Consider the following 24,846-nt stretch of genomic DNA (forward strand, 5'->3'; position numbering starts at 1 on the left):
GTCGATGTAACCGCACGCCCATAGAGATTGGGAAAGAGGCGGAATTGCTTCGATCGCGATCACATTCCATATGCTTATGCGCAAGTTTTCGGCAAAGGGACAATAGCGGAATTTTCCCGACAGGCGCGAAACTTGTAAACAGTGTGTCTTACCTGAGGTGTCCCAATGCGGGTGGCTTTCTACGCGCCGATGAAATCGCCGAACCATCCGGTGCCATCGGGCGACCGGCTGATGGCGCGGCTGCTGATCCGGGCGCTGGAGCTTGGCGGACATCAGGTCGACATCGCCTCCGAATTCCGCACCTATGCCTCGACACCGGAGGCGGCAGCCGCGCTCGAACCCGCCATCTCCGCCGAGCTGGAGCGGCTGCGGCTGACATGGAAATCTGGGCCGCGACCGGAACTCTGGTGCTGTTATCACCCCTATTACAAATCGCCCGATACCTTCGGGCCGGCGATATCAGCCGAATTCGCGATTCCCTATGTCACCGCCGAAGCCTCCTACGCGGCAAAACGCGACCGAACCGGCTGGGCAGCATCACAGAAACGCGTGGGCGAGGCGATCATGCAGGCGGCGGTCAATATCAGCTTCACCGAGCGCGACCAGGCCGGGCTCACAGCCGCCTTTCCGCAGGCGCGGCTTGCCGGGCTGAAACCCTTCATCGACACGGCGCTGTTCGAGAGGGCGTCGCCGGCGCCCGATCCGCACCGGCTGATGACGGTTGCGATGATGCGGGCCGGCGACAAGATGGACAGTTATGCGATGCTCGCGAGAGCATTGCGGCTGATCGAAGAACGCCCGTGGACGCTTGCCGTCATCGGCGATGGTCCGATGCGCCAGGAGGTACAGGCGCTGTTTGCCGATTTTCGCGGCCGCATCGAATGGCTGGGCGAGCGGAATCCCGTCGAGATCGCCGAACTGCTTGGGCATGGCGGCCTCTATGTCTGGCCCGGCTGCGGCGAGGCCTATGGTCTTGCCTATCTGGAAGCCCAGGCCGCCGGCCTGCCTGTCGTTGCGCAGGAAACGGCAGGGGTGCCAGCGGTGGTCGAGGCTGGGGTGACCGGCCTGCTGACGCCGGATGGCGATGTCGCCGCCTATGCCGAGGCTGTGACCGCCTTGCTTGACGACAGGCAAAGGCGCGACGCCATAGGGCAGACGGCGCGGCGCTTCGTGCTTGGGCAACGCTCGCTTGCGATGGCGGCGCAGGTTTTGAACGGAATTTTGCGGGACAATGCAGGAATAGGAGTGACGTGATGACCGACGGGATAGCCTGGGACCCTCTGTGCCGCGAGCTTGACCGCTGGCAGGCTGCCGGCCGCGTGGCGCGGTTCTGGCTGCGCGATGACGACGCCGTCGAGCCGACGCCGGCGCTGGAGACGCTGATGGTACTGGCGGGCGAAAACGATATTCCGCTGACGCTCGCGGTTATTCCCGGCCTGACCGGTGAGGCCTTGGCCGCGCGCCTGGTGGAGGAAACAGCCATCACTGTTGTGGTGCATGGTTGGTCTCATACGAACCATGCAGGGCCTGAGGCGAAGAAGCAGGAACTCGGCGGCGAGCGGCCGGCGGATGCCGTGCTCGGCGAGTTGCGTGAAGGGTTCCGGCTGCTGCAGCGACTGCATCCGGCTCGCTTCCTGCCGATGCTGGTGCCGCCGTGGAACCGGATCGATGCGGCCCTCATCCCGGCGTTGCCGGAGCTCGGATTTGCAGCCCTTTCGGTCTATGGGCGGGCAAGGCAGGGCGGTCCGGTGCCGCTGCTCAACACCCATGTCGACATCATCGACTGGCACGGCACGCGGGGCGGACGGGGCGAGGCGGAATTGGTGGCCGAACTGGTCACCGAGCTTCGCGACCGGTTTGCCGGCAGCGAGGAGCCTGTTGGCGTGCTCACCCACCATCTGGTGCATGATGCGGCGGCGTGGGATTTCCTGTCGGCCTTGTTTGCGATCACTGCCCGGCATCCCGCCGTCCGCTGGTCGGCGGCGTCAGCACTTCTCGAGACTTAGAACACTCGCGGAAAGCAGCGATCACGCGTGAACTCGCCCGAGAAACTCTCGCATGAGCGCTACGACGTCATCGAGATGCGTCTCGAGCAGCCAGTGGCCGCCGGCCAGGATATGGAGTTCGGCATCCGGCAGATCGCGGAGATAGGCTCGCGCTGATTTTTCCGGCATGTAGTGGTCGTTCGGACCCCAGACAATCAAGGTCGGCGGCCGGTATTCGCTGAGGTATTTGCGGTGTTCCGGGAACCAGGCCCGGTTCTCCTCCAGTCCGGCGATCAGGTCTATGGCGATTTCCTTGCGCCGCGGCGTGATCAGCGACCAATGTAGTTTCCAGAGATCTGGCGGGATCGTATCGGCCAGATGGGGCGACAGATCGTTGAGGAATTCGTGCCTGAAGGCGGCCTCGCTGACCGCCTCCGCCAGCACCTTTCTCATCTCCGATCTTGGAAGCGTCCACGTCGCCTCGATATCCGCATACTTCGGTCCGAGGGCATCTTCATAGGGGATATCGCCATTCTGGATGATCAGCGCCACGATGCGCTGGGGGATTCTGATCGCCAACCGCGCACCGATAGGCGAGCCGAAGTCGTGGAGGTAGAGGACAAACCGGTCGACTTTCATCGCACCGATGAAGGCCTCCAGCCAGGCAGCGTATCCATCGAAGCTGTAGTCGAAATCATCAGGCGTGCCGCTGTAGCCCGCCCCCGGGAAATCCGGCGCAATCAGACGCCAACGGTCGGCAAGGCGCGGCATGAGATTGCGAAATTCATAGGATGAACAGGGATATCCGTGCGGCAGCAACAAGACCGGAGCATCTTTGCGGCCGGCCTCGCGATAAAAAGTCTCGACGCCTGCAACAGTCATCCAGCGATGTCGGACGAGAGTGGCCATAGGGAAGCCTCCTCAGAACCGTTCTTCGTTTCTTTTCACCTTCGGTCTTCGTCATACTGCTCGGCGCCTTCCACCGGTCGCAGCCACGGCTCGCGGCGTTTGACCCAGAGTTCGTAGCTCGGCACCAGAGGCGTCGGCGCCTCGGAGAGGATGCCAAGCTTGATTTCCGCCTCCTGGTCATCGGCGGAAAACAGGCGCGAACCGCAACCGGTGCAGAAATGCCGACCTTGGAACGCGGCGCTTTGCCCTGAATGTTCGAATTGGACGGCGGGCCAGATCCCGTAGAAGGTAAAGGCCGAACCGCTTTCTTGCCTGCAGTCCGTGCAATGACAGATTCCAACGCGTAAGGGTTCGCCCCGGACAGAAATGTGCACCTGCCCGCAGAGACACTTTCCGGAAAGCACGGTCATAACGGATCCCTGTTTCGTTGATTTGCGCTGCCGGGAAAACGGTCTGGCCCAGCATCTGTTCCGTTGTGACGTCGCAGGCATGCTCGGTTCGACGTAGTCGAAGAGCATCGGACTTGACAGGATAACGGAGGCCCTTAGCGGAGCTGGAGCTGCTAGATCACCACGATCTGATTGTCGCGCGCGGCAAAGGATTCGGGGAAGGCTGCCTGCGCTTGCATTTCCATCTGCGCCAGCTGTTCGTCGGTTCGGGAGGGGGCGTGGTGGAAGAGCGCGAAGCGCTTGGTGCCTGCCATTTTCGCAAGCTCAGTGCCGTGCTGCCAGGTCGAATGGCCGAAGCCCTTGAAACGCTGCATCTCGTCTTCATTGTAGGTACAGTCGTAGACGACGAGATCGGCGTCCCGCATCATCTCCAGCGAGATCGGATCATAGCTGCCTGGAATATGCTCGATATCATAGACGAGAGCGACCGAGCGGCCCTGCCATTCGATGCGGTAGCCGATGGCGCCGCCCGGATGGTTCAGCATGAAGGTCTTGATCTCGATGCCCTTGTGAGGGGTCAGCACCTGGCCGGCATGGAAATCGCGGAAGTTCATCGTCGCCTGGCAGATGTCGGTCTTGACGGGAAACCAGGGCGGGCTGATGAACTGCTCGACCATTTCGCGCGTGCTCATCTTGCCGTCGAGATGGCCGGACCAGATGTTGACGTTGATCGAGGGGTAATAGATCGCCTTGAAGAAGGGCAGGCCGATGATGTGGTCGTAGTGGCAGTGGCTGAAGAACAGATCGACGTCGCTGACGCTGTCGGCGATCATCGATAGCCCAGCCTCGCGCAAGCCGGAGCCTGCGTCGAAGATCATCCGATGTTTTCCGCAGCGAATTTCGATGCAGGAAGTGTTACCGCCGTAGCGATCGAACTCGGGGCCTGACACGGGAATACTGCCGCGGACGCCCCAAAATTTTACCTGAAACAAATCTGTCGTCATCGTTCTTCAAACCGGCCTTCCCACGTCGCCATCGTAGTCATTGTTCATCCCGATGCGAAGCAGTAGAATTCCACGGGTTTGCCTGCGGCCCCTTTCATTCTCCTAACCGCTAGCGGAAGAAGAAGTAGATTTTCCTAAGCAATCGGCTTTCGCTTCGGAAAGCAACCCAGTATGGTTGGTTTTCGGTAAACGGGCTGCTGAGGGCGGGGACATTTTCCCGTACGTCATGCTTATTAGATGGTTGCGCGCGATTGAAAAAACAATTGCCGCCCTGTTGAGCCGAAAAATCTAGTTTTAGGAGCAGCGCGAAAGCCGCGCCAAAGGGCTTGGCCCAACAGGCATGGGGCGCTGTATTGTGGTCAGGCCCTGCTCGACCCAGTCGCATCCGCGTTCTCCGGCCAAACCAGCATCATATGAGAAAATTCTAATTCCTATTCTGCGAATGCTTCCTTGATTGAGGATGCCAGAAAGAGATATATCCGACGATATAGAAAATATAAGAGACTCGCGATGCTGCAGCCGGTTATAAACGAGACCATTGCCGAGAGCAGCTACAGGCGCATTCGGGCCGACATCATTTTTGGTCGGCTGACCCCCGGGCAAAAGTTGAAGCTGGAAAGCTTGAAGGAGTCCTACGAGACCAGCATCAGTACACTTCGAGAAGTGCTCAATCGGCTGTCGTCCGAGGGGCTTGTCGTTGCCGAGGGACAAAAAGGTTTCGAAGTGTCTCCAGTGTCCGTTTCGGACCTCAAGGAGACAGCGGCGCTGAGGCTTCTCCTGGAAACACATGCGCTGGAGCAGTCGTTCGTGCATGGCGACGTGGAGTGGGAAGCTCCCCTGGTATCGGCGCACTACAAATTGGCGCGGATGGAACAGGTGATGGCATCTGGCGACACCAGCAGGGCAGAGGACTGGAAGCGTTACGACTGGGAGTTTCACCAGGCGCTGATATCCGCCTGTGGATCGAAACTGCTAATGGAGACGCACTCGGTGATCTTCGACAGATATCTGCGATATCAGATGGTCGCCTTGTCCTATCGAGGCGATGTCGCGGCCAATGAACATCAGCAGCTTTTGGATGCGGCATTGCGACGGGATGCAGAGACGGCCAAGCGGGTGCTTGTGCTGCATATCCAGGGCGGGGTCGAACATGCGCTGGCAAGAGGGACGCTGAAATAGAAATGATCCGGACGTGTCTCTTCGAGCTTCAGGTCTACCAACTCGGACATTTCGGCAAAACCAGGAAAAGCCATGCTCAAGCAAGTCCATGACCCGGCTGAAACAGTAAGCGATGTCGTCTTCCGGCAAATCCGCGAGGATATCATATCAGGGACATTGCCGCCGGGGGCCAAGATCAAGCTGGAGCAGGCAAAGGAGCGCTACTCCATCGGCATTTCATCGCTGCGCGAAATTCTAAGCCGCCTGACGACGGAAAATCTCGTTGTTGCCGAGGGCCAGCGTGGCTTCGAAGTCAGCCCTGCTTCGCGCCGAGAACTCCTCGAGCTAGCCGACCTCAGGATCGTTCTTGAAACGCATGCGATCGGCCTTGCCTTCGCTGCGGGAAATCTCGAATGGGAGGGGCGCATCGTCGCCGCACACCACAGGCTGGCCGCTGCGGAACGCAAGCTCCTTGCCGGCGACGTCTCGCGGACCGTCGACTGGGTCCGATACGACTGGGAGTTCCATCAGGCGATCGTCTCGGCCTGCAATTCAGCGACACTGATGGCGACATTGTCATCCGTCTTCGACCGCTTTCTCCGCTACCATATGCTGGCCGAGAGTTTTCGCGGAAAGCCTGTTGTCGATGACCATAGGCTTCTGTTCGAGCTCTCCATTCAGCGTGACGTTGCTGGTGCAACCGAGGTCGTCAGACGGCACGTTCAAAGCGGCGTGGAGCATGTGCTCAAGAGCGGCCGGATTGCCTAAAACATGGCTCAAGAGGCGTCTTTCGGAATTCCTTCTGGACGCATCTGTTTCTTCAACGCGGCGATCCGGAAAATAGCGTTCGGCGCGCCGTATCCGCGGTATCCGCGGCGCTCGACGATCTCGAAAAAGAAACCTTCTCCATATGTTCCGCTATAGAGCTGGAAATATTCGCCATGCTCGTCTCGGTCATAGAGGATGTTTTCCGCCTTCAGCCGCTCGGTCAGGGCCGGATCGAGGCCGAACCGTGCTTCGACGTCGTCGTAATAGTTCGGCGAAATGTGCAGTGATCTGAAACCGCAAACACGAAGGCTTTCGGCGGTTGCAAAGATATCGTCGGTCAAAAACGCCAGGTGCTGTATGCCGGCCCCGAATTTCTCGGCAATGAAATGCCCCGCCAGGGTGCGGCGATTCTCGGCTCCGTTCATGGTAATGCGCAGCGCGCCGGACTCGTTTTCGACGACTTGGCTGCGGACCACCCCGGCTGGATCGATGATGTCGACCATCGGGGTCTTCCGCGTCTCGAAAATGGACGTGTAGAACAAAAGCCAGGTGAGCATTTCATCGTAACCGACCGTCTGGGCGACGTGATCAATGCGCAAAAGGCCTGCCGACGGCGCGTCGCTGTCGTCCGTAACCGGCTGAAAGTCGATTTCGGAGAAGCGACCCAATGCGCTCTTGTCGTCGATGAGATAGACGATCCCACCTCCCACGCCCCGAATGGCAGGCAGCACAAGCTCACCCTCCGCGACGGGCTGGGTGAATGGCTCGGCATCCAAGGCGAGTGCGCGCTCATATGCCTTGACGGCATCGTCGACGACCAGGGCCATGGCATATGCAAAAGTACCGTGAACGGCGTAGGCAGCGTTGGCGAATCCCGCCTGATCGACATTGACGAGGATCCGTATCTCGCCCTGCTCGAAAAGAGAGACTTTCTTCGTGCGGTGGACCGCAGTCCTCTTGAATCCGAGAGTGCGCAGCAATGCAACCAGCTCGATTTCATCGTCCTCATCGGTGGCAAACTCGACGAAGCCGACCCCCTTTACGGAGGGCCTCTCCGGCATCGCCGCTCCGGTCATGCTTCCGATGCCGAGATGGCGTCGTACCTGATCGCCAAGGTAGATCAAGGAGCGATGGCCATCGGCCGCAATCGCACGCGACAAACCACCTCGAAACTGATCGTTGAAAATCTCCAGGGAGAAATATCCATCATAACCTGTCGCCGCGACGGCTTCGGTGAACGCCGTGACGGGAAGGTCGCCTTCACCCGGCATATTTCGGAAGTGGCGGCTCCAATAGAGCAGGTCCATGTCGATCAACGGAGCATCGGCAAGCTGGACGATGAAGATTTTCTCTTTGGGAATCGAGCGGATGGAATTGACGTCGATCTTACGCGACAAGGTGTGGAAGCTGTCGAGGATAAGACCGACATTCGGATGATCGGCGCGACGCACGATCTCCCAGGCGTCGCGGTGGTCGCTGATGTGGCGACCCCAGGCAAGCGCCTCGTAGCCCACCCTCAGTCCACGCCTGGCGGCACGTTCGCCGAGTTCGCGGAAGTCGTCTGCTGCCCGGTCGATGCCGCCGATGGCTGCCGGCGAGACGTTTGAGCAGACGAGCACCAGGTCCGTTCCCAGCTGCTGCATGACGTCGAACTTTCGTTCCGCACGGTCAAATGTGCGGCTTCGCAGCGGCTCCGGCATGCCCTCGAAATCACGAAATGGCTGAAACAGGGTGATCTCCAGGCCATGGTCGCGGACGAGTTTCCCGACATCAGCCGGGCTTCCGTCGAAGGCGAGGAAGTCATTCTCGAAGATCTCGACGCCATCGAAGCCCGCCTGGGCGATCGCCTCGAGCTTCTCCGGGAGTTCGCCGCTGATCGTTACAGTCGCAATCGAGGTCCTCATGTCAAAGCCCTTCCGATATCCGTGCGAGATTAAACGAGCGCCGAAGACGACGATGCGTTCCAGAAAACCGCTCGCTACTATTATGGCAAATGTCGTGAGGAATTCAAATAGCGTGTCTTATTATAAATTCTCATATGATTTCGAAAAACTCTGTTGATTTGCGCGCTCGTCTCTGGCAATCATTGCTCTCACAGTCAAAAGGTGAGGTGGCTGTCCGGTCGAATGACCGCAAAGGAGGAGGAATTACATGTTCAAGTCTTTGCTAACGCGCCGAAATGCGATGCTCGGAGCCGCGGCCCTGGTGGCTGCCGTCACCCTGGCGCAACCGGCAGCCGCCGTCACGCCTGACGAAATCAAGGCTCGCGGCAAGATCATCGTCGGGATTCAGGGTGACAACCCGCCCTGGGGCTTCGTGACCAGCGGAGGCAAGCAGGACGGCCTCGATGCCGACATAGCGACGCTGTTTGCCAAGGAACTGGGCGTTACCGTCGAGTTCGTGCCGCTTGAAGTCAACAACCGCATTCCCGCACTGACGGCCGGCCGCGTCGACGTTTTGTTCGCGACGATGGCAATGCTGCCGGATCGCGCAAAGGCCGTGCAGTTCAGCAAGCCCTATGTTGCCAACGCCATCGTTCTGATTGGTCCGAAATCCGCAGAGATCAAGACGAATGCCGACATGGCCAAGTACACGGTCGGCGTGGCCAAGGGTGCAGCTCAGGACACGCAGGTCACCAAGAACGCACCCCCAGGCACGACCATCCGACGCTATGACGGAGACGCCGCAAGCGTCCAGGCGCTCGTGTCCGGCCAGGTCGAGACACTTGGTGGCAACATCTTCTATATGGATCGGGTGGAGAAGGCCCGTCCGGGCGAATTCGAAAACAAGCTTGAGTTCCAGAAGCTCTATAACGGTGCTTGCACGCGTCTCGGCGAAAAGGAAATCAATGCGGCGATCAACACCTTCATCGACAAGATCAAGGCCAACGGCGAACTCAAGGCAGTCTACGACAAGTGGATGAAGGTTCCGGTCCCGGAATTCCCAGCTAGCCTCGAGGGCATTCCGTTCGCCGCAAACTGAAAGCTCCATAAACCGAGCATTTAGCCGTGGACGCGGGCGTCCCTAGTGATGCCCGCCAACGCTACCATCATGTTTCGAGACCGGCTTCGGCCCGCGTCCGGGAGCGCGATCATGAACAAGCCAATCTTTGTGCTCAATGGACCGAACCTCAATCTTCTCGGTCAGCGCGAGCCGGCGATCTATGGAACCACGACGCTTGCCGACATCAGGCAACGCTGCGTGACCAAGGCAAAGGCGCTCGGATTCGACGTCGAGTTTCGGCAGACCAATTTCGAGGGCGAACTCGTCGAAAGCGTGCACCAAGCCCGGACTGACGCCTGTGGCATCATCATCAATCCTGCCGCTTATACGTTCACATCGATCGCCCTTCTCGATGCGTTGAAAATGTTCGACCCGCCGAAGATCGAACTGCATATTTCGAATGTTCATGCGCGCGAGAGCATCTACCACAATTCGCTGATCTCGCGCGTTGTCACGGCCATCATGATCGGCTTTGGAGCCGACGGCTATGAACTCGCTGTCCAGGCGATGGCAGGCATGGTCAAGCGGGACTGAACTTTCAGGAAGACGGACCGAAGGATCGCCATGAACTATAAGTTGGATTTCACCCCGGTCATAGATGGCCTGCCGAGCCTTCTGCTTGGCTGCCTCGGGACATTCTTGCTTGCCATTTGTGGGATGCTGCTGGCGATCATCATCGGAATTGGCGGCGTTGCGCTGCGCGACTCTGCTCTCAAGCCGGCGCGATGGCTGGTCATCGCCTTCGTCGAATTGATCCGCAACACGCCTTTTCTGGTCCAGATCTTCTTCATCTATTTTGCGCTTCCGCTCACCGGCATCAGGCTGGATCCGACGCCGACGGCGATTATCGCGCTCGGCATCAACGGGGGTGCCTATGCCATCGAGATCATTCGCGGTGGCGTTCAGTCGATCCCGAAGGGACAGATGGAAGCGGGTCTGGCGCTTGGTCTGCACAAGGCTCAGGTTTTCCGGCTGATCATTCTCAAGCCGGCATTGCGGGCGATCTATCCGTCCCTGACCAGCCAGTTCGTCCTCCTGACGCTGACCACCAGCATTGCATCGGCGATTTCGGCCTACGAACTGACTTCCGTTTCGCAGCGCATCGAGTCGGAGAGCTTCCGCAGCTTCGAGGTCTACTTCACGGTCACGATTTTCTATTTCGTGATCTCCTGGCTGATGATGCGCATCTTCGCGTTGTTTTCGGCGCGCTACTTCAAATATCCGGTCAAGTAGGAGGAATTCCATGGGTCAAGAAGAATTCGTCTTCCTCCTGATCGGCTTGAAATGGACCGTGGTCCTGTCCGCTGTCGGCTTTGTCTGCGGCTGTATTTCAGGGCTCGGCATCGCTCTTGCCCGTGCCTCGGGCATACCGCTGCTGGAACGCCTGACGGCTGGCTATATCGCCGTCTTCCAGGGAACACCGCTGCTGATGCAGCTTTTCGTCGTCTATTACGGCCTGGCGCTGGTGGGGCTGATGCTCGATGCCTGGGTGGCCGTTGCCATCGGCCTGACCCTGCATGCCAGCGCATATCTGGGCGAGATCTGGCGCGGATCGATCGAAGCGGTTCCGCGCGGCCAGACGGAAGCGGCAAAGGCTCTCAGCCTCAGATATGTGTCGCGCATGAAGGATGTCATCCTGCCGCAGGCGCTGCGCATCTCGCTGCCTGCCACGGTCGGTTTCCTCGTGCAGCTGATCAAAGGCACCTCGCTTGCATCGATCGTCGGCTTCACCGAGCTGACGCGCGCCGGCAACATCATCTCCAACCAGATCTTCCAACCGCTGACGGTCTTCGGCATCGTCGGCATTCTCTATTTCCTGATGTGCTGCCCACTGACGATTCTTGGCGCGCGCCTCGAACGAAAGTTTGCCGTTTCTGCGCGCTGATCCCCATCCCTGTTCTTCGATGCGATCCAGCCGCCAACGTGGAGTTCATATGATGACCAGTCCCAGTCCTGCTCAAGGCGCAGAGACCATGATCACCATGGAGCGGGTGGAGAAGTGGTATGGCGCTTTTCAAGCCCTGCACGACATCAACATATCGGTTCGTAGCGGCGAGAGGATCGTCTTGTGTGGGCCTTCCGGCAGTGGGAAGTCGACGCTCATCCGCTGCATCAACCATCTTGAGACCTACGAGAAAGGTGAAATCCGCGTCGGCGGAATTCTTCTCGGTAATCAGGCCAAGACCATCGATGCGATCCGCCGTGAGGTCGGCATGGTCTTCCAGCAGTTCAATCTGTTTCCGCATCTGACCGTGCTGCAGAACTGCATGCTGGCGCCGATGAAAGCTGTCGGCGTCGGTAAGGCGGAGGCCGAGGAACGGGCACGCGGCCTGCTCGAGCGGGTCAAGATCCTGGAGCAGGCCGACAAATACCCGGTGCAGCTTTCTGGTGGCCAGCAGCAGCGCGTGGCCATCGCCCGCGCGCTTTGCATGCGGCCGAAAGTGATGCTGTTCGATGAGCCGACGTCGGCGCTTGATCCGGAGATGGTCAAAGAGGTGCTGGATACCATGATAGCGCTGGCCGATGAGGGCATGACGATGATCTGCGTCACGCACGAGATGGGCTTTGCCCGCCAGGTCGCCGATCGCGTGATCTTCATGGCCAGCGGCGCGATCGTCGAGGAAGCCCCGCCCGCCGAGTTCTTCACAAACCCACAGCATGAGCGAACCAGGAAATTCCTCGGAGAAATCCTGCGGAAGTAAGGGGTCTCAAGGTCGATGCGTCTGACAAATACACCTCTGGCAGATTCTGGGAGCCGGCAATGAAGCCGCTGGAGATTGCAGTCATGGGAGCCGGCCTCATCGGCATGCGCCACGTCGAGCGAATTATCTCCGAGCCCGGAACAGTTCTCTCGGCGGTGATCGATCCATCTGACGCCGGGCGTGACTTTGCCGAGACTGTCGGCGCCCGATGGTACCGGAACTTCTTAGACATCCGCCTTGAGGACAGGCCTGACGGCGTCATCGTGGCAACGCCGAACCAGCTCCACGTCGAGAACGGAATGGAGATCGTCGCTGCCGGCATCCCTGTTCTGATCGAGAAACCGATCGCCGACGATGTCGATGTCGATGCCGCGGCCGCACTGGTTGCAGCCGGCGAGAAGGCAGGCATACCGCTGCTGGTCGGCCATCACAGGCGCCACAATCCGATGATCCAGGCGGCCAAACAGATCGTCGATGGCGGAAGGCTCGGTCGGATCATCACGGTGCACGCCACCTTCTGGGTCGCCAAGCCCGACGAGTATTTCGACATCCCCTGGCGGCGCGAAGCGGGCGCCGGCCCGGTCTTCGTCAACCTGATCCACGATATCGATCTCTTCCGATATCTCTTCGGCGAGGTTGAAGCCGTCCAAACGATGGAATCACACGCCGTGCGGAACTACGCCGTCGAGGACACGGCTGTCGTCACGCTGCGTTTCGAAAATGGGGTGCTTGCCACCCTCAACGGCAGCGATGCTGTGGCCGCGCCCTGGAGCTGGGAAGCGACCGCCGGCGAAAACTCTGCCTTTCCCCACTATGACCAATCCTGCTACCAGATCGGCGGCACAAAGGGTTCGCTCGGAATTCCTGATCTAACACTATGGACGAGCCCTTCGAAGCCCGATTGGCTGGAGGAGCTTGCCCAGGAGCGCGTGCCTTACGCAGCAGCCGATCCCCTTTGCGTTCAGCTCAGACATTTTTGCGACGTCATTCGTGGCGACGCCACGCCTCTCGTGAGTGGCCGGGAGGGCCTTGCTACTCTCAGGGTCATCGAAGCGATCAAGAGATCGGCGCGCTGGGGGCAGATGATCCACCTCTCCAAGGCCAGCGCCTCTTCCGACCCCCAGAAAGTCTGACCACATGATCACCGGGACGACCAAACTCATCGCTCACCTCGGCTATCCCACGGAGTCCTTCAAGGCCCCGCTGATCTACAATCCGTACTTCGAGAAGAATGGAATTGATGCCGTCGTCGTGCCGATGGGCTGCAGGCCGGAGGACTATCCGGCATTTCTGAAGCTTCTGTTCCGGCTATCCAATATCCACGGTGCTCTCATCACGATGCCGCACAAGATTTCGACGATGGCGCTTCTCGACGAAACGTCGACCAACGCGAAAGTCGCCGGCTCGTGCAATGCAGTGCGTCTCGCTTCGGACGGCAGGCTGATCGGTGACATGTTCGATGGCGAGGGCTTCGTTCGAGGAGTGTTGCGCAAGGGCAAAAAGATCGAAGGAGCCCGTGCGCTCATCGCCGGTGCCGGTGGCGTCGGTTCGGCGATCGCGGCATCGTTGGCACAGGCGGGCGTCGCCCATCTTGCGATCTTCGACGCCAACGAGACGACCGCGGCCGCGCTGCTCGACAGGCTGAAGAAATACTATCCGCATCTTGAAGTGACGGTCGGCTCCGTCGATCCTGAAGGTTTCGACATTGTCGTCAACGCGACGCCTCTCGGAATGCGACGGGGTGATCCGCTGCCCATCGATATCGACCGCATCTCGCCTTCGACCTTCGTCGGCGAAGTCGTGATGACGAAGGAGATAACCCCTTTTCTCGAGGCCGTGCGAGCGCGCGGCTGTGCGTTTCAGGTTGGGACCGACATGTTATTCGAACAGATCCCAGCCTATCTCGAATTCTTCGACTTCCCGACGACGACGGCCGACAATCTGCGTGCCATCGCCAAGCTCGGATGATGTGCACTCAAAGCGAGGCGGTGATGCCGCCATCGACGGTCAGCATGTGGCCGTTGACGAAGGAGGAGGCATCCGAGGCCAGGAAAACGGCGGCGCCGACAAGCTCCTTGACCTCGCCCCAGCGGCCGGCAGGCGTGCGGTTTTCCAGCCAGGCGGAAAACTTCGGATCATCGACGAGCGCCTGGTTGAGCGGCGTGCGGAAATAGCCGGGCGCGATCGCATTGATCTGCAGGCCGTATTTCGCCCAGTCGGTCGCCATACCGCGCGTGAGGTTCTTCACCGCGCCCTTAGTGGCGGTATAGGGCGCGATGCCGGGACGGGCGAGTTCGGCCTGGACGGAGGCGATGTTGATGATCTTGCCGCGGCCCCGTGAGATCATTGCCTGGGCGACCGGCTGGCTGACATAGAATAGGCTGGAGACGTTGGTCTTGAAGATCTCGTCCCACTTGTCGACGGGGAAGTTCTCCAGCGGTGTGCGAAACTGCATGCCGGCATTATTGACGAGGATGTCGATCGGGCCGATCTCCGCCTCGATATAGGTGATGGCGGTGCGGCTGGCCTCTGCATCGGTGACGTCGAAGGCGGCGCTGACGGCATGGCGATGGCTGCGACGGATATCCTCGGCGGCGGCCTCCGCCTTCTGCGCGTTGCGGCCGTTGATGATGATCGAAGCGCCATGCTCGGCAAGCCCGACCGCCAATGCGCGGCCGATGCCCTGACTGGAGCCGGTGACGAGGGCGCGGCGGCCGGAGAGATCGAAAAGGGGAAAGGTCACGAGGCTGCTCTCATCTTGGGAGGTCAACTTGAAAAACGTAGCACCGGGTGCTACTCAGAGTCATGGCGAAACGGATTTTCAAAACCGGCTGGTTTACCAAAGCAGCTCGCAAAGCGCGGATATCGGATTCCGTATTATTGAAAGCTATCAGGCAGGTCGCGGAAGGCAAGGCAGTTGATCTGGGCGGCGTCTGGAGATCGAACGTGGCAAAAAGAATTAAGTACAAGAGTGATGCGTTCGAGGCTATTCACACGTCCGCGAAGGCTATGCATAAAATAGGAACAATCGACAAGGAAACGATGCGCTCCTTCGACGAAAGTTGCCTCGTTTCGCCGGGCGTTCTCGATCCTGAAGAGATCAAGGCACTGCGGGAAAGCAATCACGTCAGCCAGCCGGTTTTCGCACGATATCTCAATACCAGCGAATCCACCGTGCAGAAGTGGGAAAGCGGTGCCAAACGCCCGAGCGGGACAGCGTTGAAGCTGCTCTCGATCGTGCAGAAGCACGGACTTCAGGTTCTGAGCTAGGCCATTCCAAGCCTCTTGATATTCCCCGTAAGCTCCCCGGCGAGCCGCAGGCTGGCGGCGGTTGCCATCGTCATTTGCGGCAGCAGCAGCCATTCGAGCGTCCAGGCAGCACCCGAGCGTTCTTGTTCGTGGACAAGGGACTGGTGGATGCCCGATAAAACAGTGGCGTTGAAGCGGGCGAGCGAGACGAGGACCTCGGCGGAAACGGGGTTCTGCTTGTGTGCCATCGCCGACGAGGTGCCGCCCCCCGAGATTTCAATCTCGTCGCCGGCCTGGGCAAGCAGCGCGATATCCTGCCCCATCTTGCCGAGACTGCCCGATATCGACGAAAACAGGCCGGCGATATCGGCGATCGGCAGGCGCCCGCTCTGCCATTGGGGTGCGTCGGTGAGGCCGAGTTCCTGGGCGAGAGAGGCACGGATGGCTGCGGCCTGCGACCCGAGCTTGTCGAGCGTGCCGGCCGCACCACCGAACTGGACGGGAAAACTCTGCTCGGTCAGGCGGTCGCGATAGGTCGTCAACGGTGCGCGCCAGGCATTGAGGCGGTCGGGGACGGTGATCGGGATAGCCGCCTGCATGCGGGTATGACCCATCAGCTGGTTCCGGCCGAACTGGCCGTCCAGCGCATCGAGCCCTGCGGCAATGGTGGAAAGCCGGCCGGCAAAGAGGAAGACGACGGCCTTCAGGCGGATCATCAGGCTGGTATCAATGACATCCTGGCTGGTGGCGCCGAGATGCAGGCTTTTTGCCGCTTCCTCGCCGACATCAGCGCGCAGCTGCTTGACGAGGTCGGGAACGACGACACCGTCCCTTGCCGTTGCCGATCGAAGACTGGACATATCGGGTGAGAAGGCAGCGCAGGTGTCAGTGATACGCCTTGCCGCTTCGGCGGGAATGAGGCCGTGAGCGGCTTCGGCCTTGGCGAGCGCGGCCTCGAAGGAAAGCATGGCCCGGATATCCGCCTCGGCGGAGAAATAGGGCGCGATTTCATCGTCGCCGAGCAGGCCGGAGAGGAAGGGGTGGTCGAAGGGCGATGCGGTCATGAGCGTCTCGGTTTGTGGTGGCGGCCCCCTCATCCGGCTGCCGCCACCTCTCCCCTCGGGGAGAGGGTAGGGTGAGGGGGACGCTACCTGCGCAGAGCCCTGTGAACAAGCGACTTGCGCGGCTGGCCCTCAGATATCCAGAAACACCGTTTCCTTCGGACCCTGCAGATAGATGTCGAAATGACAGGTCGCGCCGTCGCGCGTGGCGACCATCGTTGCGACGCGCTCGCGATGTTCGATGCGCGAAAGCAGCGGATCGGCGGCGTTGGCCTCCGTCTCCTCCGGGAAATACATGCGTGTGTGCAGGCCGATATTGATGCCGCGGGCGACGATCCAGAAGGTGACGTGCGGGGCCATTTTGCGACCGTCCTTGAAGGGAACGCGGCCGGGCTTGACGGTCTCGAAGCTATAGACGCCGTCCTCAGCACGGGTCGGGCAGCGGCCCCAGCCGGTGAAATTGGGATCGGCTGCGCCGCGCATTTCCGACGGGCTGTTGTAGAGGCCGGCGCTGTCGGCCTGCCAGATCTCGATGACTGCATCGCGCACCAGCGCCCCGGCGCCATCGAAGATCCGGCCGGTGACGGTGATACGCTCACCGAGCGTCTTGTCGTTGACCATCTCGATGCCGAGATCGGAGTCGTAGACGCCCGAGATGTCGCAGAAATTCGGCGTCAGGCCGATATGGACATAGGGGCCTGCCGTCTGCGACGGTGTTTCCTTGAGATAGCCGAGCTGCTGCATGGTCAGTTGCCCTCCAGTCTGTTTTCGAACATCGTCGAGCGACGGCCGCGCAGCACGATATCGAATTTATAGGCGCGTGAATCCATCGGGATGGTATTGCCCCAGTCGAGCGGCGCGATCAGCTGCTCGATCGCCGCCTTGTCGGGGATCGTGCCGACGATCGGACATTTCCAGATCATCGGATCGCCTTCGAAATACATCTGGGTGATCAAGCGCTGGGCAAAGCCATGCCCGAAGATCGAAAAATGGATATGGGCGGGACGCCAATCGTTGATGCCGTTCGGCCAGGGATAGGCGCCGGGACGGACAGTGCGGAAATAGTAGCAGCCGTCCTCGTCGGTGATGGCGCGGCCGCAGCCGCCGAAATTCGGGTCGATCGCCGCCAGATAGGTTTCCTTCTTGTGGCGATAGCGGCCGCCGGCATTGGCCTGCCAGAACTCGACCAAGGCGCCTGCAACCGGCCTGGCGCGCTCGTCGAGCACGCGGCCATGGACGATGATGCGTTCGCCGATGGCGCTCTCGCCGGGCTGCGCGTAGTTCAGGATCAGGTCGTTGTCGAGTTCGCCGATCATCGCATGGCCGAAGACCGGACCGGTGGTCTCGGAAATCGTGCCGTCGAGCGACAGCAGCGCGCGCTGCGGCGCACGCAGCAAGGAGGTCTTGTAGCCGGGGGTCAGCGCTGGCGCATGCCAGGCGCGGTCGCGGGCGAAGAAGCCGCCGGTCTCCGGCTTGCGGTTCGGTCGTTCGGACATTTTTCTCCCTCAGCCCGCCTTTTCGGCGTCCATCTGTTCAAAAGCCTGCTTTGCGATCTTGATCGCGTGGTTGGCGGCGGGAACGCCGGCATAGATTGCAACATGCAGCAGCGCCTCGCAAATATCCTCGCGGGTTGCTCCCGTATTGGCGGTGGCGCGCACATGCATGGCGACCTCGTCGTCCTGGCCAAGCGCCGCGAGCAGAGCGATGGTGATGATCGAGCGCTCGCGCTTCGTCAGCGCCGGGCGCGACCAGACATGGCCCCAGGCGGCTTCAGTGATCAGTTCCTGGAAGGGGCGGTCGAACTCCGTCGATGCAGCGGCGGCGCGCTCCACATGGGCGTCGCCAAGCACGGCGCGGCGGGTCGCCATGCCCTGGCGATAGCGCTCGGAGGTGGACGCGGTCTCATTCATGGGCTGACTTCTCCAGGCGGAATGGATGTGAGGAAGGCGCGGATGATCGCCGTCAGCGCCTCCGGCTGCTCGACGCAGGGAATGTGCGCACAATCGCGGATCACTTCGTAGCGAGCGCCGGATATCAGCTTCGCGGTCGAAAGCACGAGATCGGGTGGCGTCGAGCCATCCTGGTCGCCGACGATACAGATCGTCGGGACAGTAATCGTCTTTGCGATTTCGGTGAAATCGGCATCGCGGATCGCGGCGCAGGCGGCAACATAACCCTCGACGGGCTGGCGCGTCAGCATGTTGCAATAGCCGGCATAGGCAGTGTTCTCGGGCCGGCGGAAGGCGGGCGTGAACCAGCGCTCCATGATGGCATCGACGATGCTGCCGATGCCGTTTTTCTCGACGGCGGCGATGCGGGCGTTCCAGCTCTCCGTCGTGCCGATCTTGTGGGCCGTGTCGCAGAGGACGAGGGCGCTGACCAGGTCCGGCCGCCGGTGATAGAGTGACTGGGCGATGAGGCCGCCGACGGAGAGGCCGCAGATGACGGCATGCTTGACCGACAGCAGATCGAGAAGGCCGGCGAGATCCGTCGCATGATCCTCGATCGATGAGGGGAGCTGGCCGACATCGGAAAGGCCGTGGCCGCGCATGTCGTAAAGCACGATGGCAAATTCACCGGCAAGCCGCACCACGACATCGCGCCAGATGCGGAAATCCGTCCCGAGCGAATTGGTAAAGACGATCACTGGCCTGTCGGCGGGGGCGCCGATGATCTGATAGTGGATCGTCACGTCGTTTATGCGGGCGAATTGCACGTCACTCTCCTCTTGAATGGCGAATTTGACTGGTTGATCCGGTTAAGTAAAATGATATTTATTGGCGTTTCGATAACCTTGGAGTTATGCGAACGATGATCGACAGCCGGGTCAAGTTCCGCCATCTGCAAACCTTTGTCGAGGTGGCGCGGCAGAAGAGCGTGATGAAGGCCGCCGAATTGCTGCATGTCAGCCAGCCGGCAGTCACCAAGACGATCCGCGAACTGGAACAGGTGCTGGGTGTCGATGTTTTCGAGCGCGACGGTCGCGGCATCAAGATCACCCGCTACGGCGAGGTCTTCCTGCGGCACGCAGGCGCTGCGCTGACGGCATTGCGCCAGGGTCTCGATTCCGTCTCGCAGGAGCAGTTCGCCGAGGCGCCGCCGATCCGCATCGGCGCGCTGCCGACGGTGTCATCGCGCATCATGCCGCGGGCGATGGAACTCTTCCTCAAGGAGAAGACCTGGAGCCGGGTCAAGATCGTCACCGGCGAGAACGCGGTGCTCTTGGAACAGCTTCGTGTCGGGGATCTCGATATCGTCCTCGGACGTCTGGCAGGTGCCGAGAAGATGGCGGGCTTTTCCTTTGAACATCTCTATTCCGAGCAGGTGGTGTTTGTCGTGCGCGCCGGACATCCGCTGCTCGACGGCGGGCAATCGCTGTTTTCAGGCTTCGGCAACTATACGGTGCTGATGCCGACGCGGGGTTCGATCATCCGGCCGGTGGTCGAAAATTTCCTCATCGTCAACGGCGTCTCCAGCCTGCCGAACCAGATCGAGACGGTGTCGGATTCCTTCGGCCGCGCTTTCCTCAGGGCAAGCGATGCGATCTGGATCATTTCCAACGGCGTGGTGGCCAACGATGTCGCCGACGGGCGGCTGGCGCTTCTGCCGATCGATACTGGCGAGACCAAGGGGCCGGTCGGGTTGACGATGCGCGCCGATGCCGTGCCGTCGCTGCCGCAATCGATCCTGATGCAGACGATCCGCGAGGCGGCAGGCGAGGTTTCCTGAGGTAACGGAGTTTGGCCGATGGAGAATCAGAAGAAGGATCTCGCAGCCGGGCGACGGAAGCGACGGTGAACTTCGTCCCTGCCTTTGCCGGAATTGCTGCGCGGCTGCTGGACGAGGAAAAGCATCTGACAAGAGACCTGCCGGGTTACGCCGAATACCGCCGCAAGGTCCGCTACCGGCTGCTGCCTGGACTATGGTGACGCCCAAACCGGCGGTCGGCTGAACCCACCTCTTTAAATTCGCTTGATGTATGCCTAGATTTGGACTATGTCTAATTCAAGACAGGAGGCCTTCATGCAGCATGCGCGACGGGAGCAACGAGAAGGCCAGCGGCCACAGCGGCTGGAAACCGAGCGGTTTGCTCCGGCAAACCGCAAGAGGCTGAGCGCCCCGGCCTTGCGAACTTTTCTGGCGATCGCCGATCTCTGGGGGCTGACGGAAGAGCAGCGTCTGCTCGTGCTCGGTTATCCCTCTAGGTCGACCTACCACAATTGGGCCAAACAGGCGCGCGAGCACGGCGCTTTCACGCTCGATGTCGATACGCTGACCCGCATCTCGGCCGTGCTCGGTATCCATCAGGCACTCGGCGTGCTTTTTTCGGATGAACGCGCCGGCGTCGCCTGGCTGCGCACACCTCATCAGGCGCTCGTTTTCAGCGGGCATCCGCCGCTTGATGTCGCGACCAACGGGACCCAGGACGGGTTGATGACCGTCCGCCGGTTTCTCGATGGCGCGCGCGGTGGTCTCTACATGCAGCCAAATATGCTCGACGAAGCCTTCACGCCTTACGAAGATACGGACATCGTCTTCCGGTGAGGGATCGTTTTGCCCAGGCGCCGCGTCCATCGTACCGGCTGATCCCCTCGCAATTTCCGCCTATCGGACTTTTTGAGACGGTGACGAGGGTGGCCGATCTCGAAGCCGTGATGGAGCTCGTCGGCTGGACCAACGACCGGCTCGTCGCCGACCGCATCCAACGGCTTCCCGAGGACCAATGGGTTTATGGCGTTGCCAATGCCAGTATTGTCATGGCGGCATTCCTGCATGTTGCGCCGGGAGGAATGCGCTTCAACGGCCCTGATCTCGGTGCCTGGTATGCAGCCGACGATCTCCGCACAGCCGCCGCCGAAGTTGGCCATCATCTGAGGCGCGAAGCGCTCGCGCGCGGCGTCGCGACGATGGCGCGCACCTATCGAAGCTATTCGGCCAACCTGATTGGTGATTACCTCGACATTCGCGGCGAAGAGAGGCTGCGGCCCCATGTCTATGACGGCACCAGCTATGCGGCGTCGCAAGTACTGGGGGAAGAGGTGCGCTCGAGCGGCGGCGCCGGCATCCTCTATGACAGTGTCCGGCTGAAAGGCGGAGTGGCCATCGTCGCCCACCGCCCGCGCAATATTCGCGACGTGGTGCAGGCCGACCACCTCGAAATCACCGTTTCCGCCACCGAGAGGCGCATCTATGTCAGGAAGCTTGCTGCCTGACGACGGCAGCAGCGGGCCCCGCCGGCGCCGGGAATGTGATGCTCAAACCGGCAATCGTTCGGCCCACGCCTTTGCCGCCTTCGCCATCGTGGCGAGGTGATCGGCACTGGAGAAACCGGAGATCGTCTTGCGCGGCTTGAGGTCGTGGTCGCCATCCTGGAGCCAGAGGATCTCCATGCTGTCGGACAGATCGTAACCCGGCACCTCGTCCCGCGTGCCGAATTCGTCGCGTGTTCCCTGGCAGATCAGCGCGGGCGTCGTCAGCCCGGTGAGATGGCCGGTGCGCAGTTTCTCCGGCTGGCCGGGCGGATGGAAGGGATAGCCGAGGCAGAGCAGGCCGGCAATCTTTCCCCGACGATGAAGATCGTCGGCGATCATGCTGGCAACCCGGCCGCCCATCGACTTGCCGCCAATGATAAGCGGGCCGCTGGCGCCGAGCTCGGCAATGGCCGCCTCGTATTCGGGATTGAGCGTTTCGGCCCGCGGCGGCGGCTTGCGGCCTTCCGAGGTGCGGCGGGCGGCCATATAGGCGAATTCGAAACGGGCCACACGGAAGCCGGCGTCGGCGAGCGCATTTGCCGCTGCTGTCATCGATGCCGAATCCATCGGCGCGCCGGCACCATGCGCCAGAAGGATCGTGAAGCGCGCATCCTGAGGCCCCTGCGATAGAAACCTGTCAAGCATCGGTAATCCTCCATACCATCGTCGGAACCATGTCGATGGCCGTGACTTCTTGCTGGAAAGGAGACTGACAATGTCGACGAATGATCAAAACGTAAAGCCCGCGCAACGGCGCCCCAAAGATGTCGGCGCCGTTCCCGACAAGCCGGAGCCCGCAGACGCAGAATCGATGGCGCCGCCGGCGGTGCAGCCGGCTGGCGTCAGGGACAAAAGCGAACGACCTGTGGTCAATCCGCTCACCGGGGTCGCCTCTTGATCGACTAGAGCATGATGCCGAAAAGTGTGAGCGGTTTTCGGACGACTTCATGCTCTAACTCTTTAATTTAGAACAGGATTCAGATTTTGGACGGACCCGGCCTAAAATCATCCTGTTTTGGGGTCAATTGTCGTGCAGAACCGCCTCTTGAAACCCCGGCGGAAAGGGTCCATATACCTGCCCTGCCTGAAAAATGGATGCGCGCGGTATCGACGTCGTCGAATTGTTCGTTGTCCGACAGGATAAGGGCGCTCCCCGCAAGGGTCGAGCGCCCTTTTTGCTTTACAGCCCTTGCGCCCATTCTGGCGCGTTCTGAACGTTCCGGCCGGAAGTGGCGGGCGCCTCATAACCAGGCCGCAGGTTCAATTCCTCCCCCGCAACCAAACTCAGGTACTTGGCCTAGATGAGCTGCCCTCGCGGGCAAAGGGAATCCCACGTATTTCCGGAACTCGGTCAATAGCAGCTTTGGCCTTGAAATATGCGGCAAGACCGAGGTTCAAAGCATTGGATGAAAATCACCGACGCCCGATAAGCGTCGGCCGCCAGTAACACGTACCTCACGATCAATCAGTTGCCCCAGCCAATTTGGAACCGATCAAATCGAACCTCGCTCAACGGCTTGTTGGAGGGGCTCAGCCTTACCGAACGAAGAACGAGACGAAGCTCGGGGGAATAGTATTGTTCAAAAATAATCGGAGGCAATTCCGTCAGTTCGAGACGGCTGTTGATGGCCCAAACTTTGTAAGAACAAGATGCAATAGTTTCCTCTCCCCAGCCGTCGAACCTAATAACAGTAGCGCCCGAAACGGATTTTTGGCCATTAATGAACAGTGTCGTCTCGGATTGCCAGTTCTTCTTCTTTGGTAGATCCTCTAACGCAATCGCATTCGCGTATTTCAGCTCATGCGTCCCGCTGGCACTAACTCTCTTTTCGACGAGCAAGGGGTGCAAATATACAGCCGACACCGGCTGCAGTGAATGGTTACGCTCCATCAGCCGTTGTTCGGTGAGACCCGGACCGTCCGGCTTGTAGAACACGGAATAGAAAGGTACTTCTCTGGTAAGCAGCACGCCCTGTTTGGTTTCTTTAGCGCTCAAACAACTGCTAGAGGCAGGCGCCGCCAATGTTATTCCAGCCAACAGCGACAAACTTCTCAGCAAGATCGACATTCCAGAGATCCCCCATCCAAATCCGCTACCGTGGCGCTTGGGCGAAATTCCATTCTCTTGCGCATGCCGTCCCTTACATCGCCATCTTCCTCGAGATCATGTAGCCTCATGCCTAAAGCTTGAGGTGACACATGACGAAAATCGGTTATGCCCGGGTCAGCACCATTGATCAGGATTTCGAAATACAGCAGCAACGGCTCTACGCCCAGGGGTGCGTGATCGTTCGGTAAAGTCTTTGGCGCGAGCCGTGAGGGCCGAACGGAGCTCGCAACCATCATTGAGTTTCTGGCAATTCCTTTTCGTTCCAAGCGGTTAAGACGCAGCAGAATCTAAATTTCAAGGCTAGGCCCGCAGGTCGGAATGGGCGAGATACCCCTTTTTGATAAATGTTCGCCATACGCGAACGCGGCTACGATATTTCGCGCGAAATGGCGGAGATTGGGGGCATGCGTCCGGCTTATCGCAATCAGCAGAAGAAATCGGTGCTGTTCAAGGCGCCGGGCTTATTCATCGGCGCCCTCGCGTTTGGTGCAGCCGGCGGCTGGACCGCGAGCGACTTGCTGGCCTCATGGAGCGTCTCAGGCGGCTCGGAACAATCGTGCAAAATCAAGGGCAATGTCAGCATCGCCACCGGCGAGCGCATCTTCCATGTGCCGGGGCAGCGACGCTACGCAGAGACGAAGATCAGCCCCAAGTATGGAGAGCGGTGGTTCTGCTCGGAATTTGAAGCGTGGGCGTCGGGCTGGCGGAAATCGAAATCGTGATGCTTTGGCGTGGGACGACCTAAGGTCAATAGGCAATGGCTACCCCTCGCTTCCTACGCCCGGCAAGACGGGTGCGATTTTGAGCGTCCAATTGAATGAGCATGTTCATCGACGCTCGCCAAGGAGCATCTCGGAAGGTCGAAAACATTGCACCGATACAACATACTACCTCGGAGCAGTTGGACGCCGTCGATGCGGCACTCTCCTGGCACGACGGCGATTCGCGCGCCACGATCGAACCGCTTTTGCAGGAGAGAAGCCAACTAGCGGTCGCGCACTCATTCCTTAGCAGAGGGGGCTACCCGTGGTTGGATCCCGAAACCAGAACGAGACGCCCGTCGTGGTAATCTCAACGAGCGCTCATGAACAGACGCTCGTCGTTCGCCTAGGTCATTCCATTGAAATTTGATCCAAGTTATGGTTCGATCAGTCCATAAAGTGGTGCATCGAGTCTAACGTCGGACCCCAAGGACTTGCGCGGCTCTGGTCGGTCGGAAAGTTCCCCTATTGTATAACCCGGATTATCTAGTCATA

Annotated in this window: 30 protein-coding genes; 18 read left to right on the forward strand and 12 right to left on the reverse strand. The window is 60.1% G+C overall.

The features are described 5' to 3' along the window. Positions 1-165 precede the first annotated feature (165 nt). Together ACD590_RS30295 and ACD590_RS30300 are read left to right on the forward strand one after the other, a co-directional pair. The gene (locus tag ACD590_RS30295; protein ID WP_439004099.1) at positions 166-1,254 is read left to right on the forward strand and encodes a glycosyltransferase family 4 protein; all 1,089 of its coding nucleotides are present in this window, start codon (positions 166-168) and stop codon (positions 1,252-1,254) included. Beyond that, on the forward strand, positions 1,254-2,006 hold the full coding sequence (locus ACD590_RS30300; protein WP_439004100.1) for a polysaccharide deacetylase family protein: 753 nt from the start codon (positions 1,254-1,256) through the stop codon (positions 2,004-2,006). The genes ACD590_RS30295 and ACD590_RS30300 overlap by 1 nt, the downstream gene beginning before the upstream one ends. Before the next feature lie 21 nt (positions 2,007-2,027). On the opposite strand, the gene ACD590_RS30305 is transcribed toward ACD590_RS30300, so the two are convergent. The 3 genes from ACD590_RS30305 to ACD590_RS30315 all read right to left on the reverse strand — a co-directional run bounded on the left by ACD590_RS30305 (position 2,028) and on the right by ACD590_RS30315 (position 4,287). Next, entirely contained in the window at positions 2,028-2,894 is an 867-nt protein-coding gene (locus ACD590_RS30305; protein WP_168300132.1) for an alpha/beta fold hydrolase, read from the reverse strand. 35 nt (positions 2,895-2,929) lie between these two features. After that, positions 2,930-3,304, reverse strand: a complete 375-nt coding sequence (locus tag ACD590_RS30310) for a GFA family protein (protein WP_131605630.1) — start codon at positions 3,302-3,304, stop codon at positions 2,930-2,932. Between the two features lie 152 nt (positions 3,305-3,456). Next, the gene (locus ACD590_RS30315; protein WP_131605631.1) at positions 3,457-4,287 is read right to left on the reverse strand and encodes an MBL fold metallo-hydrolase; all 831 of its coding nucleotides are present in this window, start codon (positions 4,285-4,287) and stop codon (positions 3,457-3,459) included. A 510-nt stretch (positions 4,288-4,797) separates the two neighbouring features. Here ACD590_RS30315 and ACD590_RS30320 point away from each other — a divergent pair. Both ACD590_RS30320 and ACD590_RS30325 read left to right on the forward strand, forming a co-directional pair. Next, the gene (locus ACD590_RS30320) at positions 4,798-5,466 is read left to right on the forward strand and encodes a GntR family transcriptional regulator (RefSeq protein WP_065276485.1); all 669 of its coding nucleotides are present in this window, start codon (positions 4,798-4,800) and stop codon (positions 5,464-5,466) included. A 72-nt stretch (positions 5,467-5,538) separates the two neighbouring features. Further along, positions 5,539-6,213, forward strand: coding sequence for a GntR family transcriptional regulator (locus tag ACD590_RS30325; protein ID WP_028732680.1), 675 nt, complete (start codon positions 5,539-5,541; stop codon positions 6,211-6,213). A gap of 8 nt (positions 6,214-6,221) precedes the next feature. Here ACD590_RS30325 and ACD590_RS30330 read toward each other — a convergent pair whose 3' ends face one another. Next, the gene (locus ACD590_RS30330; protein ID WP_439004101.1) at positions 6,222-8,117 is read right to left on the reverse strand and encodes a bifunctional sugar phosphate isomerase/epimerase/4-hydroxyphenylpyruvate dioxygenase family protein; all 1,896 of its coding nucleotides are present in this window, start codon (positions 8,115-8,117) and stop codon (positions 6,222-6,224) included. Positions 8,118-8,364: 247 nt separating this feature from the next. On the opposite strand from ACD590_RS30330, the gene ACD590_RS30335 reads away from it, so the two are divergent. From ACD590_RS30335 to ACD590_RS30365, 7 genes are all read left to right on the forward strand, one after another. Then, complete coding sequence (locus ACD590_RS30335) at positions 8,365-9,195, forward strand: transporter substrate-binding domain-containing protein (RefSeq protein ID WP_113541669.1); 831 nt, start codon at positions 8,365-8,367, stop codon at positions 9,193-9,195. A 111-nt stretch (positions 9,196-9,306) separates the two neighbouring features. Next, complete coding sequence (locus ACD590_RS30340; RefSeq protein WP_065276489.1) at positions 9,307-9,750, forward strand: type II 3-dehydroquinate dehydratase; 444 nt, start codon at positions 9,307-9,309, stop codon at positions 9,748-9,750. A gap of 30 nt (positions 9,751-9,780) precedes the next feature. Then, the gene (locus ACD590_RS30345; protein ID WP_018246292.1) at positions 9,781-10,449 is read left to right on the forward strand and encodes an amino acid ABC transporter permease; all 669 of its coding nucleotides are present in this window, start codon (positions 9,781-9,783) and stop codon (positions 10,447-10,449) included. Between the two features lie 10 nt (positions 10,450-10,459). After that, the gene (locus ACD590_RS30350) at positions 10,460-11,101 is read left to right on the forward strand and encodes an amino acid ABC transporter permease (protein WP_065276490.1); all 642 of its coding nucleotides are present in this window, start codon (positions 10,460-10,462) and stop codon (positions 11,099-11,101) included. A 52-nt stretch (positions 11,102-11,153) separates the two neighbouring features. Further along, entirely contained in the window at positions 11,154-11,918 is a 765-nt protein-coding gene (locus tag ACD590_RS30355; RefSeq protein ID WP_025397739.1) for an amino acid ABC transporter ATP-binding protein, read from the forward strand. A 59-nt stretch (positions 11,919-11,977) separates the two neighbouring features. Next, positions 11,978-13,051, forward strand: a complete 1,074-nt coding sequence (locus ACD590_RS30360; RefSeq protein ID WP_439004102.1) for a Gfo/Idh/MocA family protein — start codon at positions 11,978-11,980, stop codon at positions 13,049-13,051. A 4-nt stretch (positions 13,052-13,055) separates the two neighbouring features. Further along, positions 13,056-13,886 (forward strand): shikimate dehydrogenase family protein, encoded by an 831-nt coding sequence (locus tag ACD590_RS30365; protein ID WP_113541667.1) that lies wholly within the window; start codon positions 13,056-13,058, stop codon positions 13,884-13,886. Between the two features lie 7 nt (positions 13,887-13,893). Here ACD590_RS30365 and ACD590_RS30370 read toward each other — a convergent pair whose 3' ends face one another. Next, positions 13,894-14,661: an SDR family oxidoreductase gene (locus ACD590_RS30370; RefSeq protein WP_439004103.1), complete on the reverse strand. Its 768-nt coding sequence runs from the start codon at positions 14,659-14,661 to the stop codon at positions 13,894-13,896. A gap of 62 nt (positions 14,662-14,723) precedes the next feature. On the opposite strand from ACD590_RS30370, the gene ACD590_RS30375 reads away from it, so the two are divergent. Next, positions 14,724-15,188, forward strand: coding sequence for a type II toxin-antitoxin system RelE/ParE family toxin (locus ACD590_RS30375; RefSeq protein WP_439004104.1), 465 nt, complete (start codon positions 14,724-14,726; stop codon positions 15,186-15,188). On the opposite strand, the gene ACD590_RS30380 is transcribed toward ACD590_RS30375, so the two are convergent. The 5 genes from ACD590_RS30380 to pcaD all read right to left on the reverse strand — a co-directional run bounded on the left by ACD590_RS30380 (position 15,185) and on the right by pcaD (position 18,944). Then, entirely contained in the window at positions 15,185-16,231 is a 1,047-nt protein-coding gene (locus tag ACD590_RS30380; RefSeq protein ID WP_439004105.1) for a 3-carboxy-cis,cis-muconate cycloisomerase, read from the reverse strand. The genes ACD590_RS30375 and ACD590_RS30380 overlap by 4 nt on opposite strands. A 129-nt stretch (positions 16,232-16,360) precedes the next feature. After that, positions 16,361-16,972, reverse strand: a complete 612-nt coding sequence (gene pcaG, locus ACD590_RS30385; RefSeq protein ID WP_439004106.1) for a protocatechuate 3,4-dioxygenase subunit alpha — start codon at positions 16,970-16,972, stop codon at positions 16,361-16,363. Between the two features lie 2 nt (positions 16,973-16,974). Beyond that, positions 16,975-17,724, reverse strand: coding sequence for a protocatechuate 3,4-dioxygenase subunit beta (gene pcaH, locus ACD590_RS30390; protein WP_439004107.1), 750 nt, complete (start codon positions 17,722-17,724; stop codon positions 16,975-16,977). A 9-nt stretch (positions 17,725-17,733) separates the two neighbouring features. After that, positions 17,734-18,138: a 4-carboxymuconolactone decarboxylase gene (gene pcaC, locus ACD590_RS30395; protein WP_113541661.1), complete on the reverse strand. Its 405-nt coding sequence runs from the start codon at positions 18,136-18,138 to the stop codon at positions 17,734-17,736. Beyond that, the gene (gene pcaD, locus ACD590_RS30400; protein WP_131605640.1) at positions 18,135-18,944 is read right to left on the reverse strand and encodes a 3-oxoadipate enol-lactonase; all 810 of its coding nucleotides are present in this window, start codon (positions 18,942-18,944) and stop codon (positions 18,135-18,137) included. The genes pcaC and pcaD overlap by 4 nt, the downstream gene beginning before the upstream one ends. A gap of 95 nt (positions 18,945-19,039) precedes the next feature. Between pcaD and pcaQ the strand changes: the two genes are divergently transcribed. The 4 genes from pcaQ (at position 19,040) to ACD590_RS30420 (ending at position 21,441) form a co-directional block, all read left to right on the forward strand. After that, complete coding sequence (gene pcaQ, locus ACD590_RS30405; protein WP_439004108.1) at positions 19,040-19,957, forward strand: pca operon transcription factor PcaQ; 918 nt, start codon at positions 19,040-19,042, stop codon at positions 19,955-19,957. A 65-nt stretch (positions 19,958-20,022) separates the two neighbouring features. Then, positions 20,023-20,157, forward strand: coding sequence for a hypothetical protein (locus ACD590_RS30410; RefSeq protein ID WP_315859426.1), 135 nt, complete (start codon positions 20,023-20,025; stop codon positions 20,155-20,157). A gap of 94 nt (positions 20,158-20,251) precedes the next feature. Then, positions 20,252-20,773: an MbcA/ParS/Xre antitoxin family protein gene (locus ACD590_RS30415; protein WP_113541658.1), complete on the forward strand. Its 522-nt coding sequence runs from the start codon at positions 20,252-20,254 to the stop codon at positions 20,771-20,773. Continuing rightward, positions 20,770-21,441 (forward strand): RES family NAD+ phosphorylase, encoded by a 672-nt coding sequence (locus ACD590_RS30420; RefSeq protein ID WP_131605642.1) that lies wholly within the window; start codon positions 20,770-20,772, stop codon positions 21,439-21,441. The genes ACD590_RS30415 and ACD590_RS30420 overlap by 4 nt, the downstream gene beginning before the upstream one ends. Before the next feature lie 42 nt (positions 21,442-21,483). Here the strand turns inward: ACD590_RS30420 and ACD590_RS30425 are convergent, their stop codons facing one another. Further along, positions 21,484-22,125 carry an alpha/beta hydrolase family protein gene (locus ACD590_RS30425; protein ID WP_113541656.1) on the reverse strand — a complete coding sequence of 214 codons (642 nt, stop codon included), beginning with the start codon at positions 22,123-22,125 and terminating at the stop codon, positions 21,484-21,486. A gap of 70 nt (positions 22,126-22,195) precedes the next feature. Here ACD590_RS30425 and ACD590_RS30430 point away from each other — a divergent pair, with 70 nt between their 5' ends. Next, positions 22,196-22,378 (forward strand): hypothetical protein, encoded by a 183-nt coding sequence (locus ACD590_RS30430; RefSeq protein ID WP_131605643.1) that lies wholly within the window; start codon positions 22,196-22,198, stop codon positions 22,376-22,378. Positions 22,379-22,945: 567 nt separating this feature from the next. Here the strand turns inward: ACD590_RS30430 and ACD590_RS30435 are convergent. Beyond that, a complete protein-coding gene (locus ACD590_RS30435) occupies positions 22,946-23,548 on the reverse strand; it encodes a hypothetical protein (protein ID WP_018246309.1) in 603 nt (200 codons plus the stop codon). A 386-nt stretch (positions 23,549-23,934) separates the two neighbouring features. Between ACD590_RS30435 and ACD590_RS30440 the strand changes: the two genes are divergently transcribed. Then, positions 23,935-24,312: a sunset domain-containing protein gene (locus tag ACD590_RS30440; protein WP_439004109.1), complete on the forward strand. Its 378-nt coding sequence runs from the start codon at positions 23,935-23,937 to the stop codon at positions 24,310-24,312. Positions 24,313-24,846: the final 534 nt, after the last annotated feature.

It is taken from the genome of Rhizobium sp. 862_C5_N1_2, from assembly GCF_051811205.1.
Lineage (GTDB): Bacteria > Pseudomonadota > Alphaproteobacteria > Rhizobiales > Rhizobiaceae > Rhizobium > Rhizobium leguminosarum.

Excerpts from the sequence above, each read along its gene's own strand:
- ACD590_RS30295 (WP_439004099.1), top strand. The coding sequence starts at position 166 with ATGCGGGTGGCTTTCTACGCGCCGATGAAATCGCCGAACCATCCGGTG.
- ACD590_RS30300 (WP_439004100.1), top strand. The coding sequence starts at position 1,254 with ATGACCGACGGGATAGCCTGGGACCCTCTGTGCCGCGAGCTTGACCGC.
- pcaH (WP_439004107.1), bottom strand. The coding sequence starts at position 17,724 with ATGTCCGAACGACCGAACCGCAAGCCGGAGACCGGCGGCTTCTTCGCC.
- ACD590_RS30330 (WP_439004101.1), bottom strand. The coding sequence starts at position 8,117 with ATGAGGACCTCGATTGCGACTGTAACGATCAGCGGCGAACTCCCGGAG.
- ACD590_RS30365 (WP_113541667.1), top strand. The coding sequence starts at position 13,056 with ATGATCACCGGGACGACCAAACTCATCGCTCACCTCGGCTATCCCACG.
- ACD590_RS30305 (WP_168300132.1), bottom strand. The coding sequence starts at position 2,894 with ATGGCCACTCTCGTCCGACATCGCTGGATGACTGTTGCAGGCGTCGAG.
- ACD590_RS30320 (WP_065276485.1), top strand. The coding sequence starts at position 4,798 with ATGCTGCAGCCGGTTATAAACGAGACCATTGCCGAGAGCAGCTACAGG.
- ACD590_RS30435 (WP_018246309.1), bottom strand. The coding sequence starts at position 23,548 with ATGTCGATCTTGCTGAGAAGTTTGTCGCTGTTGGCTGGAATAACATTG.
- ACD590_RS30310 (WP_131605630.1), bottom strand. The coding sequence starts at position 3,304 with ATGACCGTGCTTTCCGGAAAGTGTCTCTGCGGGCAGGTGCACATTTCT.
- ACD590_RS30430 (WP_131605643.1), top strand. The coding sequence starts at position 22,196 with ATGTCGACGAATGATCAAAACGTAAAGCCCGCGCAACGGCGCCCCAAA.
- ACD590_RS30375 (WP_439004104.1), top strand. The coding sequence starts at position 14,724 with ATGGCGAAACGGATTTTCAAAACCGGCTGGTTTACCAAAGCAGCTCGC.
- ACD590_RS30360 (WP_439004102.1), top strand. The coding sequence starts at position 11,978 with ATGAAGCCGCTGGAGATTGCAGTCATGGGAGCCGGCCTCATCGGCATG.
- ACD590_RS30345 (WP_018246292.1), top strand. The coding sequence starts at position 9,781 with ATGAACTATAAGTTGGATTTCACCCCGGTCATAGATGGCCTGCCGAGC.
- ACD590_RS30325 (WP_028732680.1), top strand. The coding sequence starts at position 5,539 with ATGCTCAAGCAAGTCCATGACCCGGCTGAAACAGTAAGCGATGTCGTC.
- pcaG (WP_439004106.1), bottom strand. The coding sequence starts at position 16,972 with ATGCAGCAGCTCGGCTATCTCAAGGAAACACCGTCGCAGACGGCAGGC.
- ACD590_RS30340 (WP_065276489.1), top strand. The coding sequence starts at position 9,307 with ATGAACAAGCCAATCTTTGTGCTCAATGGACCGAACCTCAATCTTCTC.
- ACD590_RS30415 (WP_113541658.1), top strand. The coding sequence starts at position 20,252 with ATGCAGCATGCGCGACGGGAGCAACGAGAAGGCCAGCGGCCACAGCGG.
- ACD590_RS30440 (WP_439004109.1), top strand. The coding sequence starts at position 23,935 with ATGTTCGCCATACGCGAACGCGGCTACGATATTTCGCGCGAAATGGCG.
- ACD590_RS30315 (WP_131605631.1), bottom strand. The coding sequence starts at position 4,287 with ATGACGACAGATTTGTTTCAGGTAAAATTTTGGGGCGTCCGCGGCAGT.
- pcaC (WP_113541661.1), bottom strand. The coding sequence starts at position 18,138 with ATGAATGAGACCGCGTCCACCTCCGAGCGCTATCGCCAGGGCATGGCG.
- pcaQ (WP_439004108.1), top strand. The coding sequence starts at position 19,040 with ATGATCGACAGCCGGGTCAAGTTCCGCCATCTGCAAACCTTTGTCGAG.
- ACD590_RS30425 (WP_113541656.1), bottom strand. The coding sequence starts at position 22,125 with ATGCTTGACAGGTTTCTATCGCAGGGGCCTCAGGATGCGCGCTTCACG.
- ACD590_RS30380 (WP_439004105.1), bottom strand. The coding sequence starts at position 16,231 with ATGACCGCATCGCCCTTCGACCACCCCTTCCTCTCCGGCCTGCTCGGC.
- ACD590_RS30355 (WP_025397739.1), top strand. The coding sequence starts at position 11,154 with ATGACCAGTCCCAGTCCTGCTCAAGGCGCAGAGACCATGATCACCATG.
- ACD590_RS30335 (WP_113541669.1), top strand. The coding sequence starts at position 8,365 with ATGTTCAAGTCTTTGCTAACGCGCCGAAATGCGATGCTCGGAGCCGCG.
- ACD590_RS30350 (WP_065276490.1), top strand. The coding sequence starts at position 10,460 with ATGGGTCAAGAAGAATTCGTCTTCCTCCTGATCGGCTTGAAATGGACC.